This window comes from Tsukamurella ocularis (assembly GCF_024807615.1).
Lineage (GTDB): Bacteria > Actinomycetota > Actinomycetes > Mycobacteriales > Mycobacteriaceae > Tsukamurella > Tsukamurella ocularis.
In genome coordinates this window covers 298,789-315,846 of the sequence record NZ_JANUCJ010000001.1, presented here as the reverse complement: position 1 = coordinate 315,846, position 17,058 = coordinate 298,789, and the positions used below count along the sequence as shown (strand labels likewise).

Below are 17,058 nucleotides of genomic sequence, written 5' to 3'. Positions count from 1 at the left end.
GCTAGGAACTGAATGATCCCGGTTTCGCTGTCGTGCTCGCCGCGAGGTGGAGACGGGGGACCGCCGGTGCGGGGCCGGACCACCCGCGTCGTCGCAACTCGGACACGATCCGAGCGACGAACGACGTGAGGTCACCGGTGAGCGTCTCCGACGTGACTCTGATGATCACCCACTTCTGATCGGTGATCGCGTTCCAGCGGCGAATGTCCTTTCGCTGCTGGGCGACTGAGCGGTGATATCCGCCGTCGTACTCGATCGCGATCCGGTGCTCCTGGTCTCCGAGGTCCACGTGGTACTGGGTGCCGGGGACCGGTGACTGGGGCGTGAAGAAGGTCAGTCCTGAGCGATGGACGGCGAGACGCGTGTACGTCTCCCAATGCGAGTCGGTGCCGGTGCTCGATTCGGCGAGCACGGCCAGCACCCGACGTGCGCCGTAGAACCGGGGGTGTGCGTCGAGGTACGCCTGGACAGCCCTCTTCGTGGTCACCGACCTGCCGTAGCGATCGACGCGAAGGCACTGGTCGAAGCCCGCGATTGCCTCGTCGTCGGTGGTGTGCCGAGCGATGTCCGCGGCCGTGAGGGCCCCGCTCGTGGCCCGTCGGCGCAGGACGATCTCGACGTCCTCGTCGTTCAGCCGGCCCACGCGGATGATCACTCCCTTCCGGGTGCGCTGTTGCGGTAGGCGGATCTCCGGTGCATGGCCCTCGGTGTAGAGGGCGCCGTGGGGGGCCGCGGCGGTCCAACCGGTGAACACGGCATCTGGGTACGCGATGGCCAGCGCGTTGCGCACGTCGCGGGCGGTAGCTGCGGCTGCGCCATCGCGCCGGACGCCCTGAATGACGGATATCGAGTCGTGCCGCATCGCGTGCGGGCTCCCCGTCCGCAGTAGGTCGCGCGTTCGGCGGATCATATGAATTGGACGCACCACCCGCACGCACGGTTCCCCTCCGACGCGTTCCCTGCTGTTTCGGCGGCCGCGACCTGCGATTCGCCCGCCGAAACCGCAGGGAACCGTCAGGCGATAAGGTGGCGGAGTGCGTCCTGAACTGAGCGAATACACGCCGATCTACTCGGGCAAGGTCCGCGAGCTGTACGAGATCGACGACGAGCACCTGCTGCTCGTCGCGAGCGACCGGATCAGCGCCTACGATTACATCCTGGACACCGCGATCCCCGACAAGGGGCGCGTGCTCACGGCGATGTCGGTCTTCTTCTTCGACGCCCTCGGGGTGGCGAACCACCTCGCCGGGCCTGCCGACGATCCGCGCATCCCCGAGTCGGTGCTCGGCCGCGCGCTCGTCACGCGCCGGCTCGACATGGTGCCGGTGGAATGCGTAGCCCGCGGCTACCTCACGGGCTCCGGCCTCAAGGAGTACCGCGCGAACGGCGAGGTGTGCGGCGTGCCACTCCCGGCGGGCCTGGTCGACGGCAGCCGCATCGACCCGCCGATCTTCACCCCCGCGACCAAGGCCGCCGTGGGCGACCACGACGAGAACGTCTCCTTCGAGCGCGTCGCCGAGGACGTCGGCCTCGAGCTGGCGACGCGGCTGCGCGAGCTCACCTTGGACGTCTACGCGCGCGGCGCCGACATCGCCCGCGAGCGCGGGATCATTCTCGCGGACACCAAGTTCGAATTCGGGCGCAGCTCCGACGGTGACCTCCTCCTCGCCGACGAGGTGCTCACGCCCGACTCCTCGCGCTACTGGGACGGCGATCTGTATTCTCCCGGGTCCGCGCTTCCGAGCTTCGACAAGCAGATCGTGCGTGACTGGCTCACCAAGGAATCCGGCTGGTCGACCGACGCCGGCAGTCCGCCGCCGCCCCTCCCCGCCGACGTGGTCGAACGGACCCGCGCCCGCTACATCGAGGCCTACGAGCGCATCTCGGGCCTGAGCTTCGCCGACTGGCCGGGCGGAGCGGCATGAGCGCCCCGGCCCAGCCCGTCGCGAAGAAGGTCCCGGCGCCGCGGACCTTCCACGGCGACACCGTGATCGACGATTACGCCTGGCTCGCCGACACCTCCGACGACGAGGTGCTCGACTACCTCCGCGCCCACAACGCCTTCACCGACGCGGCCACCGCGGACCACGAGCCGCTACGCGAGGCGATCTTCGGCGAGATCAAGGCGCACACCCAGGAGACCGACATGTCGGTCCCGCAGCGCCGCAAGGATCACTGGTACTACGCGCGCACCGTCGAGGGCAAGCAGTACGGGATCCATTGCCGCGCACCGATCGCCGGCCCCGAGGACTGGATCCCGCCGGTCCTCTCCGACGAGCCGCTGCCCGGCGAGCAGGTGCTCCTCGACCTCAACGTCGAGGCGGAGGGGCACGAGTACATCGCCGTCGGCGCCGCCTCGGTCTCGCCCGACGGTGCGCTGCTGGCCTACTCGCTGGACACCTCGGGCGACGAGCGGTTCACGCTGCGTATCAGGAACATCGACACCGGCGAGGCGTTGTCCGATACCGTCGAGGGTGTCTTCTACGGCGCCACCTGGGCCCTCGACGGGCGACACCTGTTCTACACCACCGTCGACGACGCCTGGCGCGCCGACACGATCTGGCGGCACGAGATCGGCTCGACCGCAGATGATGTGAAGGTCTTCCACGAGACCGACCAGCGCTTCGGCGTCGGCATCGGGCTGACCCGCAGCGAGAAGTACCTCATGATCGCCGCCTCGTCGACGCTGAGCTCCGAGACGCACGTCCTCGACGCCGCGGACCCGACGGGCGAGTTCCGCGTTCTGCGGCCCCGCGAGGAGGACGTCGAGTACTCGGTCGAGCATGCGGTGCTCGGCGGCGAGGACCGGTTCCTGTTCCTGCACAACCGCGCCGGGATCAACTTCGAGCTCGCCTCGGCCTCCGTGGATGCCCCCGAGGAGTGGACGGTGCTCGTTCCGCACCGCGACGACGTGCGGCTCGAGTACGTGGACGCCTACGCCCGACGGCTCGCCCTCGGGTACCGACGGGGCGGCCTGCCCCGCCTCGCGCTCGCCGCGGCGACGTTGGCACCGGAGTTCACCGAGTGGGACCCGGGCGAGGAACTGGTGAACCTCGGACCCGGAGCGAACCCCGAGTGGGACGCGCCGCGGCTGCGCCTCGCGTACGAGTCCTTCGTGACCCCGGGCACCGTCCTCGAGCTCGATCCGGCGACGGGGGAGCAGACGGTGCTCAAGCGGGCCAACGTCCCCGGGTACGAGGCGTCGCTGTACGCCGCCGAGCGGCTCTGGGTGGCCGCGTCCGACGGCGCGCGGATCCCCGTGTCCGTGGTGCGGCGCAAGGACGTCGGCGACGGCGTGGCACCGACCCTGTTGTACGGCTACGGCTCCTACGAGGCCACCCTCGACCCATGGTTCTCCGTCGCCAGGCTCTCGCTCATGGACCGCGGCGTGGCCTTCGTGGTGGCGCACGTGCGCGGTGGCGGCGAGATGGGTCGTGCCTGGTACGACCACGGCAAGCAGCTGGAGAAGCGCAACACCTTCACCGACTTCGTCGACGTTGCACGACATCTCGTCGACACCGGCCGCGCGGAGCCGCGGCGGCTGGTGGCGATGGGCGGCAGCGCCGGCGGCCTGCTCGTGGGCGCCGTCGCGAACCTGGCGCCGGAGCTGTTCTCCGGCATCGTCGCCGACGTGCCCTTCGTGGACCCGCTCACCTCGATCCTCGACCCGAGCCTGCCACTGACCGTGGGGGAGTGGGACGAGTGGGGCAACCCGCTGGCGAGCGCCGAGGTGTACCGGTACATGCGGGACTACTCGCCGTACGAGAACGTCGCCGCGAAGCCCTATCCGGCGATCCTCGCGACCACCTCGCTCAACGACACCCGCGTGCTCCCCACGGAGCCCGCGAAGTGGGTGGCGAAGCTCCTCGACCACAGCACGTCCGGCGAGCAGATCTTGCTCAAGACGGAGATGGTCGCCGGCCACGCCGGCGTCAGCGGGCGGTACGCGAAGTGGCGCGAGACCGCCTTCGAGTACGCCTGGGTCCTCGACCGCCTGGGCTGCGCCTGAGGTCGGTCACCGGCGCACAACTGGAGCATGGGAAAGTCGTGGATGTGAGGCGCGCCGTGCGGCGGGTGTCCACCGCCGAGGCGCAGCACGCTGATCGGTACCGCGTCCGGTCGCGGAGGGAACCTGAAGACCGGGACGCCGTGCCGGAGTGCACGCGCTGACGGCAGGGGCATGCTCCGACAATAGTCCAACTATTGCGCCGTATCCATCAACTCGGAGCAGGTAAAACGGTGGATCGTTGGCTCCATGACGACAAATCATCCTGGTCCCGAGCACGACTACATCCCTGCTGCCGGCACCGACCGGCGGCTACCGTTCTACGACCTGATGTCCCGGGCTTTCCGCGTGGGCCGGACGCACCGGGCGCTGGTCGCCCAAGCCGAGCTGCGTCCGGGGCTGGACGTGCTGGAGATCGGCTGCGGTACCGGCAACCTGCTCCGCGCAGCGATCCGCGCAGAACCGGGCATCGCGGCCGTCGGAGTGGATCCGGACCCGCTCGCGCTCGAGCGAGCACGGCGCCGAGTGCGGGGCGCTCGGATCGATCTCGGCTACGCGCAGCGACTCGCCTACGAGGACGGCACTTTCGACCGGGTATTCTCGGCGTACATGTTCCACCACCTCGATGCCGACGTGCAGCGGGAGACGGCGGCAGAGGTTCGTCGCGTCCTGCGGCCCGGCGGCACGATTCACCTCGTCGATGTCGTGGGGCACCGGCACGCGCGCTCGGCTCCACAGGCGACCTTCGCTGCTGACGAGCACGCGGTTCCGGCCGTCCTCCGCGAGGCAGGTATCGACGTGGAGGTCGTGGGGTCGGCAACGATCGCGATGGTGGGGCCTGTCGTCTACTACCGAGGGCGGTGATCCGCGAACCGTCGACCGACGAGAAGTGCCCGGTCCCCCAACGGGGACCGGGCACTCGTCGTATCAGGCGATGATCAGTGCGGCATGACCATCTGTCGCTCGGCGGCCTCGGTATCCGCCTCGTGCGAACGGGGCAGGAAGAACGCCGGGATGATGCACAGCGCCACCAGGATCGCGGCCACGAAGTAGGTGTTGCCGAAAGCCTCCGCCGCGAACGGCAGGTTGTCGTGCAGGAACTTCGAGAAACCGCTCTCGCCCTGGAACATCGCGATGCCGCCCTCGCGGGCATCGGGGCTCGAGTTCAGGCCGAAGGCCAGCGCACCGGTGTGCTTCTCCCCCTGCGGGGTCTGCATCGCCGGGCCCGCGTTGGTCAGCCAGTTGGTGAACAGCACCGAGAAGATCGCGGTACCCATCGATGCGGCGATCTGCTGGACGATGTTCGTCAGCGTGGAACCGCGGGAGATGGATTCCGGTGCCAGCGTGCGGATCGCGGCCGACATGGTCGGCATCATCGTCATACCCATGCCGAGGCCCTGGATGAACAGCGAGCCCAGCAGGATCCAGTACGGGGTTTCCGGGGTGAGCTGCGTGAACGCGATCATGCCGCCGGTGATGAGCGCGAGGCCGGTCATGACGAACTTGCCCGGGCCCATCTTGTCGGTGAGCACGCCGGCGATCGGCATGGTCAGCATGGCGCCGAGACCCTGCGGGGCGAGCAACAGGCCGGCCATGAGAGTCGACTCGCCGCGGATGCCGATGAAGTACTGCGCGTACAGGATCGAGCTGCCGAAGAAGGCCATCGCGAACATCGCGAAGGTGATCATGGCGACGGTCATGTTCCGGTTCTTGAACAGCCGCAGGTCGAGCAGCGGCAGCTTGGCACGCAGCGCCCAGAACACGAACCCGATGATCAGGACCAGGCCGACGACGGTGGCCGGGATGACCCGCTCGCCGTACATCGAGGTGTCCGCCTGCGCCTCGGGGATCGAGGAGACGCCGAACAGGAACAGCGCGAGGCCGGGCGAGAGCAGCACGAAGCCGATGAGGTCGAACTTCTGGCCCTTCACGGGCTCGTCCTTGTCCAGCACGAACCAGGCGTAGGTGATCGCGATCGCACCGATCGGGACGTTGATCAGGAAGATCCAGTGCCACGAGAAGGACTCGATCAGCCAGCCACCGAGGATCGGGCCGCCGATGGGGCCGAGCAGCATCGGGATGCCGAGCACGGCCATCACGCGGCCGATGCGCTCCGGGCCGGCGGCCCGGGTCAGGATCATCATGCCGAGCGGCATGAGCATGCCGCCGCCGAGGCCCTGGAGGACCCGGTACAGGATCAGCAGGTCGATCGACGTCGCGGTGGCGCACAACGCCGAACCGGCGACGAACATCGCGGTCGCGGCCATGTAGAGCCGCTTGGTGCCGAATCGGTCGGCGGCCCAGCCGGTCACGGGGATGACGGCGGCGAGCGCCAGGGTGTAGCCGGTCATCGTCCAGGCGACGGTGGCGGGCGAGGCGCCCCACTGCGACTGGAAGGTGTTCTGCGCGACGGCCACGATCGTCATGTCCAAGATGGCCATGATCGACCCGAGGACGACCACGCCGGCCACCATCAGGACGCGACGGTCGAGGCCCTCACCCGCGTGCGGGATCTCGCTCTTCTCGAGCGTGTTCTCGGTACTCATGCGTTCTCTTTCATTGCGGTGAAGAAGGGGTTCGGAGGGATCAGGCCCTCGTCGAGGATCTCGACCATCACGTCGTACAGCCGGACGCGCAGCGCGAGCGGGAGTCGCTCCGCGAAGCTCAGTACCTCACGGTGCTTGTCGCTGATCGCGGACGCAACTGTTTTTCGCCCGAGGTCGGTGATGGTCAGGTTCTTGATCCGGCGGTCCGAGGCGTCCTCACGCCGATCCACCATCTCGAGCTGGACAAGCTTCTCCACGTTGCGTCCCGTGGCGGCGACGGACAGCCCCAGATCATCGGCGAGCCGGTTGATCGGGAGCGGGGTCTCAGCCGCCGCGAGCTGCAGCAGGATGTGGAACTGGTGCGCCGTGATGTCCGACGACAACATGGTGCCCAGACTCTCCTGCGTGACGTTGCACATGAGTCGGCCCATGAACTCTGAAAAGACCGTGGTGAGGTCCTCAGGGGTGACGTTCGTGGAGGTTGCTTGCACCCAAAAACGATAACTCTCGCGCAACCATTGCGCAATTGAGATAGATGTGTCCTGCGTTACACCTCCGCGTAGGCTCGGGCGCATGACCGCTCTCGACTCCATCGCCCTCACCACGCTCGACGGTGCCGCCACCTCCCTCGCCGACTACGTCGGCCGCGCCGTGCTCGTCGTCAACGTCGCCAGCAAGTGTGGGCTGACCCCGCAGTACGCCGGCCTGGAGGCCCTCGCGACCCGCTACGCCGATCGCGGCCTGACGGTGCTCGGCGTGCCCTGCAATCAGTTCGCCGGCCAGGAGCCCGGCACCGCAGAGGAGATCGCGACGTTCTGCTCCACGAGCTACGGTGTCACCTTCCCGCTCCTGGAGAAGGCAGAGGTCAACGGCGAGAATCGGAATCCGCTGTACGCGGAGCTGACGAAGACCGTCGACGCCGAGGGTGAGGCCGGCGACATCCAGTGGAACTTCGAGAAATTCCTCATCGCGCCGGATCACACGAGCGTGCAGCGCTTCCGGCCTCGCACCGAACCGGAGTCGGACGCCGTCGTCTCCGCGATCGAGGCCGTGCTGCCGGCCTGACCGGCCAGTTGGGCGACACGTAACCTGTCGTCCCCGAACGGGACACCTGGGGCGCGCACACTGCGGATATGAGTTCGCCGTTGTACGTCTCCGTCTCCGCCCTCTCCGACACCACTCGCGCGGACGTGGAACGGTTCGCGGCGCAGATGGACGAGCGTGGAGTGCCCGTCTCGCTGCTCGTGGCGCCACGCCTGAAGGGCAAGTACAAGCTGCTCGACGACCCGTCGACCCAGTCCTTCCTGCGGGAGCGCCGCGCCGGAGGCGATGCGATCGTGCTCAACGGCTACGACCAGGCCGCGACGAAACGGCGTCGCGCCGAGTCCTCGACCCTCGGCGCGCACGAGGCGGGGCTGCGGCTCGCCGCAGCCGATCGCGTCCTCGAGACCGTCGGCCTGCGCACCCGCGTCTTCGCCGCGCCCCGCTGGAACGCCTCCACCGGCGCGGTGCTCGCCCTGCCGAACGCCGGATTCCGGCTCAACCTCGGCTACACCGCGATCACCGACCTCGTCACCGGCGAGGAGGAGAAGGCCCGCGTCCTCGGCATCGGCGACGGCTTCCTCAGCGAGCCCTGGTGGTGCCGGGCTCTGCTCGCCCAGGCCAACCGCATCGCCCGACGGGGCGGCACTCTCCGTCTCGCTGTCGACGCCCGCCGGCTCGCCTCGTCGACGGTTTCGCGCACGATGCTCGACGCCGTCGACCTCACCCTGCACCACGGCGCGGTGCCGGCCGTCTACGAGCACCGGGTGAAGGTGCTCCTCGCGGCGTGACGCCGACGCGAGCCCCTTGACGATCTGGTTAGGGTGACCTTATGAAGGTGAAGGTCGAGCTCGGCGACGTCCAGGAGACACTCCTCATCCCGCTGTACGGGCGAGCGCGCGACGCCGCCGCGCGGCGGAGCGTGCTCGGTGACACCACGGCGATCGATCTCGTCGAGTCCATCGACTACGACTTCAGGAGATTCAACGGTCCGTCGCTGCCCGGCGCGGTGCTGCGCGCGTCGATCTTCGACCAGTACGTGCGCGACTTCCTCACCGAGCACCCCGAGGGCACCGTCGTCGATCTCGGCTGCGGACTCTCCACGCGCTTCGACCGGCTCGACAACGGCACCGTCCGGTGGTTCGACCTCGACGTCCCCGACACGATGGCGCTGCGTAGAAGGTTCTTCGCGGACGGGGACAGATACACGATGATCGCCGGTTCGATCTTCGACGAGGACTGGCACGCGAGCGTCGTCGAGCGTGGCGGCCCAGTTTTCCTGCTCTCCGAGGCGGTCCTGCTGTATTTCCCCGAGGATCGGGTACGCGACGTGCTCGGACGCATCGCCCGACGGTTCCCGGGCGACCGGATCGCGATCGACACCGGTGGCGCGTTCATGATGAACAACCAGGACAAGAACCCCGTCTTCAGATCCATCCCCGCACGGATGCAGTGGACCTGCGACGACCCGCGGTCACTCGAGTCCGTGGGCGTGCGACTCCTCGAAAGTCGGTCGTTCGGGCAGCCCCAGGCCGCCGTCGCCGCGCGGTGGCCCTGGAAATACCGGCTGTTGCTCCGGATCGCGAGCTTCACGCCGATGGTCTCGGCGTACCGGATGAACCTCTTCCGGGCCTGAGCGCCGAGCACCGTCAGAACTCGCGGGATTCCTCCGTGCCCCACGGGACGAAGTCGGCACCGTCCGGACGCATGTCCGCGAGCCGGCCGAGGTAGATCCCCGACCCCTCCGCGGAGAGCAGAGCGTCGTGGATGGGCACCCCGACGGCGGGATTCACGGCTCGGAAGAAGTCGACGGTCTCGCTGATCCGGCACCACGGCGCGTTCACGGGCAGGCCGAGTACGTCGACGGAGACGTCGGGCACGAAGAGCGCGTCCCCGGGGTGGTAGAAGCGGCCGATGCGTTCCTCGTCGCCCAGCAGGATCGACGTGTTGTCGATCGTCGGCAGGTCCGGGTGGATCACCGCGTGCGTGCCGCCCACGGCCCGCGCGATGAGGTTGCCGATGCCGTAGTCGTGACCGGGGAGCGCTGCGATCCAGCGTCCGCCGCGCGCGGCCGCGGTCGTGGGATCGGCGAACAGCTGCGCGTCGGGATTGGCGTCGACGAGGGCGTCGATCCGGGCGGGGTCGATGTGATCGGGATGCTGGTGGGTGACGACGATGGCGTCGAGCCCGGTCAGGCCTTCGAAGCCGTGGGAGAAGGTGCCCGGGTCGAAGAGCACGCGCGTCTCCGACATCTCCACGAGGACGCACGAATGGTGGAAGTGGGTGAGTCGCATGTCGCCAGTATGCGCCGGTAAACTGACCCGTACAGCGCGATCGACACCCGAGCGCGCGGTCGAATCGAGAGGGAGCCGCAACGTGGCACGGATTGTGGTGGACGTGATGCCGAAGGCCGAGATCCTGGACCCGCAGGGGAAGGCGATCGTGGGCGCACTCGACCGCCTCGGCTTCGCCGGTGTCGCGGATGTGCGGCAGGGCAAGCGGTTCGAGCTCGAGGTCGACGCCGACCTGAGCGACGATCAGCTCGAGAGGATCGCGGCCGAGGTGCTCACCAACACCGTGATCGAGGACTTCACCGTGACGCGGGTCGACGCGTGACCCGCGTCGGCGTCATCACCTTCCCCGGCACGCTCGACGACGTCGACGCGGCGCGCGCGGTCGAGCGAGCCGGCGGCGAGGCCGTCGCCCTCTGGCATAAGGACCACGACCTGCAGGGCGTCGACGCCGTCGTCGTGCCCGGAGGCTTCTCCTACGGCGACTACCTGCGCGCGGGCGCCATCGCCTCCCTCGCCCCCGTGATGACCGAGGTCGTCGAGGCCGCGGGCAAGGGCATGCCGGTGCTCGGCATCTGCAACGGCTTCCAGATCCTGTGCGAGGCGGGCCTGCTGCCCGGCGCGCTGGTGCGCAATGCGGGCCTGCACTTCATCTGCCGCGACGAGTGGCTGCGCGTCGAGGCCACGAACACCGCGTGGACCTCCCGCTACGAGCCGGGCGCCGAGATCCTGGTGCCGCTCAAGTCCGGAGAGGGCCGCTACGTGGCCGACGAGCACGTGCTCGACGAGCTGGAGGGTGAGGGCCGCGTCGCTTTCCGTTATGCGGGCGACAACCCCAACGGCGCCATGCGCGGCATCGCGGGCATCGCCTCGGCGAACGGCCGCGTCGTCGGTCTCATGCCGCACCCGGAGCACGCCACCGAGGCGCTCACCGGACCGTCGGACGACGGGCTGGGTATCTTCTACTCCGCGCTGGACGCGGTGCTGTCGGCCTGATGGCTACCGGCCGAGCCTCCGCCGGAGGGTTGTGCGCCTTCGTCGACGCCTCCCCTTCGCCCTTCCACGTGTGCCAGACGGTGGCCCGCCGCCTCGGTGAGGCCGGGTACACGGAGCTCGTCGAGCACGACGTCTGGCCGGGGCCCGGCAAGTACTTCGTGGTGCGCGGCGGCTCGATCATCGCCTTCGACTCCTCGCACTGCGAGCACGGCGAGCTCCCGGCGTTCCGCATCGTCGGCGGCCACACCGACAGCCCGAACCTGCGCGTCAAGCAGCATCACGACGCTGAGTCCGCGGGGCTCGCGCAAGTGCTCCTCGAGCCCTACGGCGGGGCGTGGCTCAACTCCTGGCTCGACCGCGACCTCGGCGTCTCCGGTCGGATCGCGGTCCGCGAGGGCGGCAAGGTGGTGCACACGCTGGTGCGCATCGATGAACCGCTCCTGCGCGTGCCGCAGCTCGCCATCCACCTCTCGGAGAACCGCAAGGGCGTCGAGCTCGATCCTCAGCGGCACCTGCGCGCGATCTGGGGCACCGCCGGCGCCGGCGGCTTCCTCGCGCGGGTCGCCGCTTCGGAGGGCTACGCCGCCGACGACGTGCTCGGCTTCGAGCTGATGACGCACGATCTGGCGCCGTCGCGCCCCGTCGGGGCCGACGATGACCTCGTCTCCGCGCCCCGGCTCGACAATCAGGGCACCTGCTACGCGGGCACCGAGGCGCTCCTGGCGGTCACCCCGGTCGACGGGATCGTGCCCGTGCTGGCGCTCTTCGATCACGAGGAGGTGGGCTCGGGCTCCGATCGCGGCGCCGCGTCCGACTTCCTCATCACGGTGCTGGAGCGGATCGGCCTGTCGCACAGCCTGAGCCGCGAGGACTTCCTGCGCACGCTGAGCCTGTCCGCGGTGGCGTCCGGCGACATGGCGCACGCGACGCACCCGAACTACCCGGACCGGCACGAGCCCGCGCACCACATCGCGGTGAACGGCGGGCCTGTGCTCAAGGTGAACCAGAACCTGCGCTACGCGTCGGACTCCGACGGCGAGGCGCTGTTCGCCCTCGCCGCCGAGCAGGCGGGCGTTCCGCTGCAGCGCTACGTGCACCGCGCCGACCTGCCCTGCGGCTCGACGATCGGTCCGATCACCGCGGCCCGCACCGGCCTGACCACGGTCGACGTGGGCGCGCCGCAGCTTGCGATGCACAGCGCGCGCGAGCTCATGGGCTCCGCCGACATCGGCTACTACTCCGCCGCCCTCGCCGCCTTCCTCGCCCCGGCCTGATCCGCCCCGGCCTTCCTCGCTCGTTCTGATCAGGCCGGGCTGATCCGACGGGCTCGGCCCCCGAAGTCCAGCAGTACGTGGGTCGGCACGCCGCGGTCCGAGGGCCCCGTTGCGCCTCCCGAGTGAACTGCGACTCACCGGGATCGATTAGTGTCCCGCAGCATGACCACCTCACCCGCGGCACCGTCGAATCCGGAGGAGGGTGAGCAGCTCACCCGAGCCCTGAGCAATCGCCACATCCAGCTCATCGCGATCGGCGGCGCCATCGGCACGGGCCTGTTCATGGGGTCCGGCAAGACCATCTCGGTGGCCGGGCCGTCGGTGATCGTCGTCTACATGGTGATCGGCTTCATGCTGTACTTCGTCATGCGCGCGATGGGTGAGCTGCTGCTCAGCCGGACCGGGTACCGCAACTTCTCCGATTTCGCCGGCGACATCCTCGGCCCGTGGGCTGCGCACTTCACCGGCTGGACCTACTGGTTCTGCTGGGTGGTCACCGCCGTCGCGGACGTGGTCGTGATCGCCTCGGTCTACATCACCTTCTGGGCGAAGGACATTCCGCCGTGGATTCCCGCGGTCGCGGTGATCGTGCTTCTCATCGGCCTCAACCTGCCGACGGTCCGCGCCTTCGGCGAGACCGAGTTCTGGTTCGCCATGATCAAGATCGTCGCGATCGTTGCGCTCATCATCGTCGGCGCCGTGCTCATCATCACCGGCTTCGAGCACGACGGCGCGCGTGCCTCGCTCACCAACCTGTGGGAGCACGGCGGCGTCTTCCCCCAGGGCTTCATGGGCTTCGTGGCAGGCTTCCAGATCGCCGTCTTCGCCTTCGTCGGCATCGAACTCGTGGGCACCGCGGCCGCCGAGACGAAGAACCCCGAGAAGAACCTGCCCCGCGCGATCAACGCCATCCCGATCCGCATCCTGCTCTTCTACGTCGGCTCGCTGGTGATCCTCATGTCGGTCGTGCCGTGGGACCGGTTCAGCAAGGACGAGTCGCCGTTCGTCATGCTCTTCACCCTCGCCGGGCTGGGCGCCGCCGCGCACCTGGTGAACGCCGTCGTGCTCACCTCCGCCATGTCGTCGGCGAACTCGGGTATCTACTCCACCTCGCGCATGGTCTACGGCCTCGCCACCGAGGGGGATGCCCCGAAAGTCTTCGCCAAGCTGTCGGGCCGCAAGGTGCCGCAGAACGCTCTGTTCCTCACGGGCGTGATGATGCTGTCGTCGGTGGTGCTGCTCGGCTTCGGCCTGGACAAGTCCGCGGGCTTCACCGTGGTCACCACGGTCTCATCGCTGTGCTTCATGTTCGTCTGGACGATCATCCTGGTCAGCTACCTGGTGTACCGCTCGCGGCGTCCGCAGGCGCACGCGGACAGCGCCTTCAAGATGCCGCTCGGCACCGTCATGCCGTGGGTGATCTTCGCGTTCTTCCTGTTCCTGCTGTGGGCCTTCACCCGCGAGACCGACACGCTGCAGGCGATGCTCGTGACGCCGCTCTGGTTCCTCGTCGTCGGTGCCGCCTACCTCGTGCTGCGCCGTAACCCGGAGCACCTCGCGGCGCGGCGGGCCTTCGCCGCCCGCGTCGAGGAGGAGAAGAAGGCCGCCGCCGACTGGCGGGCAGCCCGGCGCTGACCATCCCGACGGTGCCGTCTAGTCCTGCTCGGTGAGCATCGGCGCGTCCGGCCCGAGGGGGCGATGCAGGAGCGAGCCGCGGGTCACCGCCGCTCGGCCGAACCGGCTGCGCAGCGAGTCCATGGCCACGTCCAGGTCGGCGTCGTGCTCGCCGCCGTCGAAGGGCAGCGCGAGCTGCACCGAGCCGTGACTCTCCAGGTTCGCCAACGAGAGCCCGATCAGCGTGCACCCGCGCTCACGCACCAGGGGCATCGCCTCGTCGAGCAGGGCGCGCGCGGTGGTGAGCACCACCACGGTCGCATCCGTGGGCTCGCGCAGCGATCGGGATCGGGTGACGGAGGAGAAGTCGTCGAACCGTAGTCGTAGTTCGACGGTGCGGGTGACGCGCCCGGCGGCCCGCAGCCGCTCGCCGAGACGATCCACGATCGCCAGCGCCGTACCCTCGATCTCAGCCTCCGACTTCGTCCTGCGGCCGAGGGCGCGCTGCGCGCCGATGGATTTGCGGCGCCGCCCGGTGTCGACGCGGCGCGGGTCGTGCGCCATCGAGAGGGCGTACAGGTGTCGCGCGGTGCCCCGCCCGAGGAAGGCCGCGAGGCGGTGCTCGCCCAGCTCGGCGATCTGCCCGACGGTGGCGATCCCCACCTCGCGCAGCCGGGCCTCGGTCTTCGGGCCCACGCCCCACAACCGCCGAACCGGGAGCGGGTGCAGGAACTGCAGCTCCGTGCCGGGCGGGACCTCGAGCAGACCGTCGGGCTTGCCGACGGCGCTCGCCACCTTGGCGAGGAACTTGCTGCGTGCGACGCCGACGGTGATCGGCAGCCCGACCTCCTTCGCCACCCGATCCCGGAGGCGGGCGGCGATCTGCACCGGGGTGCCGCGGATGGCGCGGAGGCCGCCCACGTCCAGGAAGGCCTCGTCGACCGACAGTCCCTCCACCAGCGGCGTGGTGTCCCGGAAGATCTCGAAGACCCGGCGGCTGGCCTCCATGTAGGCGTCGAACCGGGGCGGCTGGGTGATCGCGAACGGCGCGAGCGCGAGGGCCTCGCGGTGCGGCATGGGGGAGCGGACGCCCTTCGCCTTCGCCTCGTAGCTGGCGGCCAGCACGACGCCGGAGCCCACGAGTACGGGGCGGCCCCGCAGCCAGGGGTGATCCCGCTGTTCGACCGAGGCGTAGAAGGAGTCGAGATCGGCGTGCAGGATCGACGCCTCGGCCCGCGCGTCCATGCTCATAGCGGCAGTATCGCGCCGAGGTCCGACAAGTACGTCACACCTGTTGCCAAGAACTGACTATTGAGTAAGGTTACTTCACAGTCAGTTGCTGAGAGCCTCCCCGAGGAGTCGCACACATGAGTACCTATCTGATCACGGGCGCCACCGGATTCCTGGGCCGCCGGATCGTCCCCCTGCTGCTGGAGCGCGAACCCGAGGCGGTGGTGCACCTGCTCGTGCGCCCGTCCTCCGTGTCGAAGCTGGATGAATGGCGCGCCCGCTGGAGCGAGGATCGCGTCCGCCCGCTGCTCGGCGACCTCGCCGCTCCCGGTCTGGGCCTGGCCGCGGAGCCCGGGGATGTCGACGCCGTCCTGCATCTGGGCGCCGTCTACGACATGGGCGCGAGCGCGGAGGCGAACGACCGCGTCAACGTCGCCGGAACGAGCGCGGTCGTCGACCTGGCGCGGCGGGTCGGCGCCGAGCTGCACCACGTCTCCTCCGTCGCCGTCGCGGGGGACTACCGGGGGAGTTTCGGCGAGAACGACTTCGACCTCGGCCAGGGATTCCCCTCGCCGTATCACCGAACCAAGTTCGAGTCGGAGAAGCTGGTGCGCGAGGCCGAGGGCCTGCGCTGGCGCGTCTACCGGCCCGCCATCGTGGTCGGTGACTCGCGCACCGGCGAGATGGACAAGATCGACGGGCCGTACTACTTCTTCCCGGCTTTCGACGCCCTGCGGCGCGTACCGTCGATGCTCCCGATGGTGTTGCCGGACACCGGTGATACGAACGTCGTTCCGGTCGACTACGTCGCCGCGGCGCTGGTCGAGCTCCTGCTCCGGCCGGACGGAACGGGTCGGACGTACCACCTCGTGAACCCCGAACCGCAGAGCGTGCTGGAGCTCTACCGGGCCATCGCGCGCCCCGCGGGCGCGCCCCGTGCGGTGGGCAGGGTGCCGCGGCGTGTGGTGGACCCCGCCCTGCGCGCCAGCGGTGCGGGCAAGGTGGGCGTCCTGCGCAACACTGCCCTCAAGCAGGCCGGCATTCCGCCGAAGGCCTTTGAGAACCTCGGCTTCACGGCGACGTACACCTCGCAGCCCACGCAGCGGGCGCTGCAGGGCACCGGGATCGAGGTCCCGCCGCTGAAGGACTACGGGCCCCGGCTCTTCCAGTACTGGCGCGAACAGCTCGACCCCGCGCGGCTCCGCCGCCGCGATCCGATCGCCGGGCGCCATGTGGTCATCACCGGCGCCTCGTCGGGCATCGGCCGGCAGACGGCGATCGAGCTCGGCGAGCGGGGCGCGCGCGTGATCCTGTTGGCGCGCAACGCTGCCGAACTCGAGGCCACGGCGGAGCAGGTCCGGGCGAGCGGCGGCGAGGCGTCCGCCTACGTGTGCGACGTGACCGACGGTGACGTCGTCGACGAGACCGTGGCGCGGGTCCTCGCGGACCACGGCCACGTCGACTACTTGATCAACAACGCGGGCCGGTCGATCCGGCGGTCCGTCAAGGCCTCCACCGGCCGGATGCACGACTTCGAGCGCACCATGGACGTGAACTACTTCGGCGCCGTGCGGATGATCCTCGCGCTGCTCCCGCACATGCGGGAGCGGGGCTTCGGCCACGTCGTGAACATCTCCAGCATCGGCGTCCTCGCGCGGGGGCCGCGGTTCTCGGCGTACGTCGCGAGCAAGGCGGCCCTCGACGCGTTCACCGACATCGCCGCCACCGAGACCCTCTCGGATCACGTCACGTTCACCAACGTCCACATGCCGCTGGTCCGGACCGAGATGATCGCCCCGACCGAGGCCTACGACGATGCGCACGTGATCAGCCCGGAGAAGGCGGCCCGGATCATCATCCGCGCCATGCGCGACCGGCCCACCCGGGTGAACACGCCGCTCGGCGTCGTCGGCGCGCTCGGCCGCACCTTCACTCCGCGGATAACCCGGCGGATGCTCCACCAGGACTACCTCACGACCCGCGACTCGGCCGCAGCGAAGGGCGCGTCGGCGTAGGCGCGGAGCGGGCGTTGCGCTCAGCTCGACTCGAACGCTCGCGCG

At 69.4% G+C, this 17,058-nt stretch carries 16 protein-coding genes; 11 read left to right on the top strand and 5 right to left on the bottom strand.

The features are described 5' to 3' along the window. Position 1 precedes the first annotated feature (1 nt). Complete coding sequence (locus HNP44_RS01630) at positions 2-790, bottom strand: DUF559 domain-containing protein (protein WP_259144141.1); 789 nt, start codon at positions 788-790, stop codon at positions 2-4. A 244-nt stretch (positions 791-1,034) separates the two neighbouring features. Between HNP44_RS01630 and HNP44_RS01625 the strand changes: the two genes are divergently transcribed. The 3 genes from HNP44_RS01625 to HNP44_RS01615 all read left to right on the top strand — a co-directional run bounded on the left by HNP44_RS01625 (position 1,035) and on the right by HNP44_RS01615 (position 4,870). Then, positions 1,035-1,925, top strand: a complete 891-nt coding sequence (locus tag HNP44_RS01625) for a phosphoribosylaminoimidazolesuccinocarboxamide synthase (protein WP_259144140.1) — start codon at positions 1,035-1,037, stop codon at positions 1,923-1,925. Further along, positions 1,922-4,009: a S9 family peptidase gene (locus HNP44_RS01620; protein ID WP_259144138.1), complete on the top strand. Its 2,088-nt coding sequence runs from the start codon at positions 1,922-1,924 to the stop codon at positions 4,007-4,009. The genes HNP44_RS01625 and HNP44_RS01620 overlap by 4 nt, the downstream gene beginning before the upstream one ends. A gap of 246 nt (positions 4,010-4,255) precedes the next feature. Then, positions 4,256-4,870 carry a class I SAM-dependent methyltransferase gene (locus tag HNP44_RS01615; RefSeq protein ID WP_259144137.1) on the top strand — a complete coding sequence of 205 codons (615 nt, stop codon included), beginning with the start codon at positions 4,256-4,258 and terminating at the stop codon, positions 4,868-4,870. 74 nt (positions 4,871-4,944) lie between these two features. Here the strand turns inward: HNP44_RS01615 and HNP44_RS01610 are convergent, their stop codons facing one another. Further along, the gene (locus HNP44_RS01610; RefSeq protein WP_259144135.1) at positions 4,945-6,552 is read right to left on the bottom strand and encodes a DHA2 family efflux MFS transporter permease subunit; all 1,608 of its coding nucleotides are present in this window, start codon (positions 6,550-6,552) and stop codon (positions 4,945-4,947) included. Further along, the gene (locus tag HNP44_RS01605) at positions 6,549-7,043 is read right to left on the bottom strand and encodes a MarR family winged helix-turn-helix transcriptional regulator (RefSeq protein WP_259144133.1); all 495 of its coding nucleotides are present in this window, start codon (positions 7,041-7,043) and stop codon (positions 6,549-6,551) included. The genes HNP44_RS01610 and HNP44_RS01605 overlap by 4 nt, the downstream gene beginning before the upstream one ends. Positions 7,044-7,125: 82 nt before the next feature. Between HNP44_RS01605 and HNP44_RS01600 the strand changes: the two genes are divergently transcribed. From HNP44_RS01600 to HNP44_RS01590, 3 genes are all read left to right on the top strand, one after another. Next, a complete protein-coding gene (locus HNP44_RS01600; protein ID WP_259144131.1) occupies positions 7,126-7,617 on the top strand; it encodes a glutathione peroxidase in 492 nt (163 codons plus the stop codon). Between the two features lie 68 nt (positions 7,618-7,685). Next, positions 7,686-8,384 carry a DUF2334 domain-containing protein gene (locus HNP44_RS01595; RefSeq protein WP_259144130.1) on the top strand — a complete coding sequence of 233 codons (699 nt, stop codon included), beginning with the start codon at positions 7,686-7,688 and terminating at the stop codon, positions 8,382-8,384. 41 nt (positions 8,385-8,425) lie between these two features. Next, a complete protein-coding gene (locus tag HNP44_RS01590; RefSeq protein ID WP_259144129.1) occupies positions 8,426-9,229 on the top strand; it encodes a class I SAM-dependent methyltransferase in 804 nt (267 codons plus the stop codon). A 13-nt stretch (positions 9,230-9,242) separates the two neighbouring features. On the opposite strand, the gene HNP44_RS01585 is transcribed toward HNP44_RS01590, so the two are convergent. After that, positions 9,243-9,887 carry an MBL fold metallo-hydrolase gene (locus HNP44_RS01585; protein ID WP_259144128.1) on the bottom strand — a complete coding sequence of 215 codons (645 nt, stop codon included), beginning with the start codon at positions 9,885-9,887 and terminating at the stop codon, positions 9,243-9,245. 82 nt (positions 9,888-9,969) lie between these two features. On the opposite strand from HNP44_RS01585, the gene purS reads away from it, so the two are divergent. The 4 genes from purS to HNP44_RS01565 all read left to right on the top strand — a co-directional run bounded on the left by purS (position 9,970) and on the right by HNP44_RS01565 (position 13,789). Then, positions 9,970-10,209, top strand: a complete 240-nt coding sequence (gene purS, locus HNP44_RS01580) for a phosphoribosylformylglycinamidine synthase subunit PurS (RefSeq protein WP_259144127.1) — start codon at positions 9,970-9,972, stop codon at positions 10,207-10,209. Then, entirely contained in the window at positions 10,206-10,880 is a 675-nt protein-coding gene (gene purQ / locus HNP44_RS01575) for a phosphoribosylformylglycinamidine synthase subunit PurQ (protein ID WP_259144126.1), read from the top strand. The genes purS and purQ overlap by 4 nt, the downstream gene beginning before the upstream one ends. Then, a complete protein-coding gene (locus HNP44_RS01570; RefSeq protein WP_374758739.1) occupies positions 10,877-12,154 on the top strand; it encodes a M18 family aminopeptidase in 1,278 nt (425 codons plus the stop codon). Before purQ ends, HNP44_RS01570 begins: the two co-directional genes overlap by 4 nt. Positions 12,155-12,316: 162 nt before the next feature. After that, positions 12,317-13,789 carry an amino acid permease gene (locus HNP44_RS01565; protein WP_259144124.1) on the top strand — a complete coding sequence of 491 codons (1,473 nt, stop codon included), beginning with the start codon at positions 12,317-12,319 and terminating at the stop codon, positions 13,787-13,789. Between the two features lie 18 nt (positions 13,790-13,807). Here the strand turns inward: HNP44_RS01565 and dinB are convergent, their stop codons facing one another. Continuing rightward, complete coding sequence (gene dinB / locus HNP44_RS01560; RefSeq protein WP_259144122.1) at positions 13,808-15,019, bottom strand: DNA polymerase IV; 1,212 nt, start codon at positions 15,017-15,019, stop codon at positions 13,808-13,810. Positions 15,020-15,135: 116 nt separating this feature from the next. Here dinB and HNP44_RS01555 point away from each other — a divergent pair, with 116 nt between their 5' ends. Further along, positions 15,136-17,013 carry an SDR family oxidoreductase gene (locus tag HNP44_RS01555; RefSeq protein ID WP_259144120.1) on the top strand — a complete coding sequence of 626 codons (1,878 nt, stop codon included), beginning with the start codon at positions 15,136-15,138 and terminating at the stop codon, positions 17,011-17,013. Positions 17,014-17,058 lie beyond the last annotated feature (45 nt).

Excerpts from the sequence above, each read along its gene's own strand:
- HNP44_RS01585 (WP_259144128.1), bottom strand. The coding sequence starts at position 9,887 with ATGCGACTCACCCACTTCCACCATTCGTGCGTCCTCGTGGAGATGTCG.
- dinB (WP_259144122.1), bottom strand. The coding sequence starts at position 15,019 with ATGAGCATGGACGCGCGGGCCGAGGCGTCGATCCTGCACGCCGATCTC.
- HNP44_RS01620 (WP_259144138.1), top strand. The coding sequence starts at position 1,922 with ATGAGCGCCCCGGCCCAGCCCGTCGCGAAGAAGGTCCCGGCGCCGCGG.
- HNP44_RS01610 (WP_259144135.1), bottom strand. The coding sequence starts at position 6,552 with ATGAGTACCGAGAACACGCTCGAGAAGAGCGAGATCCCGCACGCGGGT.
- HNP44_RS01555 (WP_259144120.1), top strand. The coding sequence starts at position 15,136 with ATGAGTACCTATCTGATCACGGGCGCCACCGGATTCCTGGGCCGCCGG.
- HNP44_RS01590 (WP_259144129.1), top strand. The coding sequence starts at position 8,426 with ATGAAGGTGAAGGTCGAGCTCGGCGACGTCCAGGAGACACTCCTCATC.
- HNP44_RS01615 (WP_259144137.1), top strand. The coding sequence starts at position 4,256 with ATGACGACAAATCATCCTGGTCCCGAGCACGACTACATCCCTGCTGCC.
- HNP44_RS01565 (WP_259144124.1), top strand. The coding sequence starts at position 12,317 with ATGACCACCTCACCCGCGGCACCGTCGAATCCGGAGGAGGGTGAGCAG.
- HNP44_RS01600 (WP_259144131.1), top strand. The coding sequence starts at position 7,126 with ATGACCGCTCTCGACTCCATCGCCCTCACCACGCTCGACGGTGCCGCC.
- HNP44_RS01595 (WP_259144130.1), top strand. The coding sequence starts at position 7,686 with ATGAGTTCGCCGTTGTACGTCTCCGTCTCCGCCCTCTCCGACACCACT.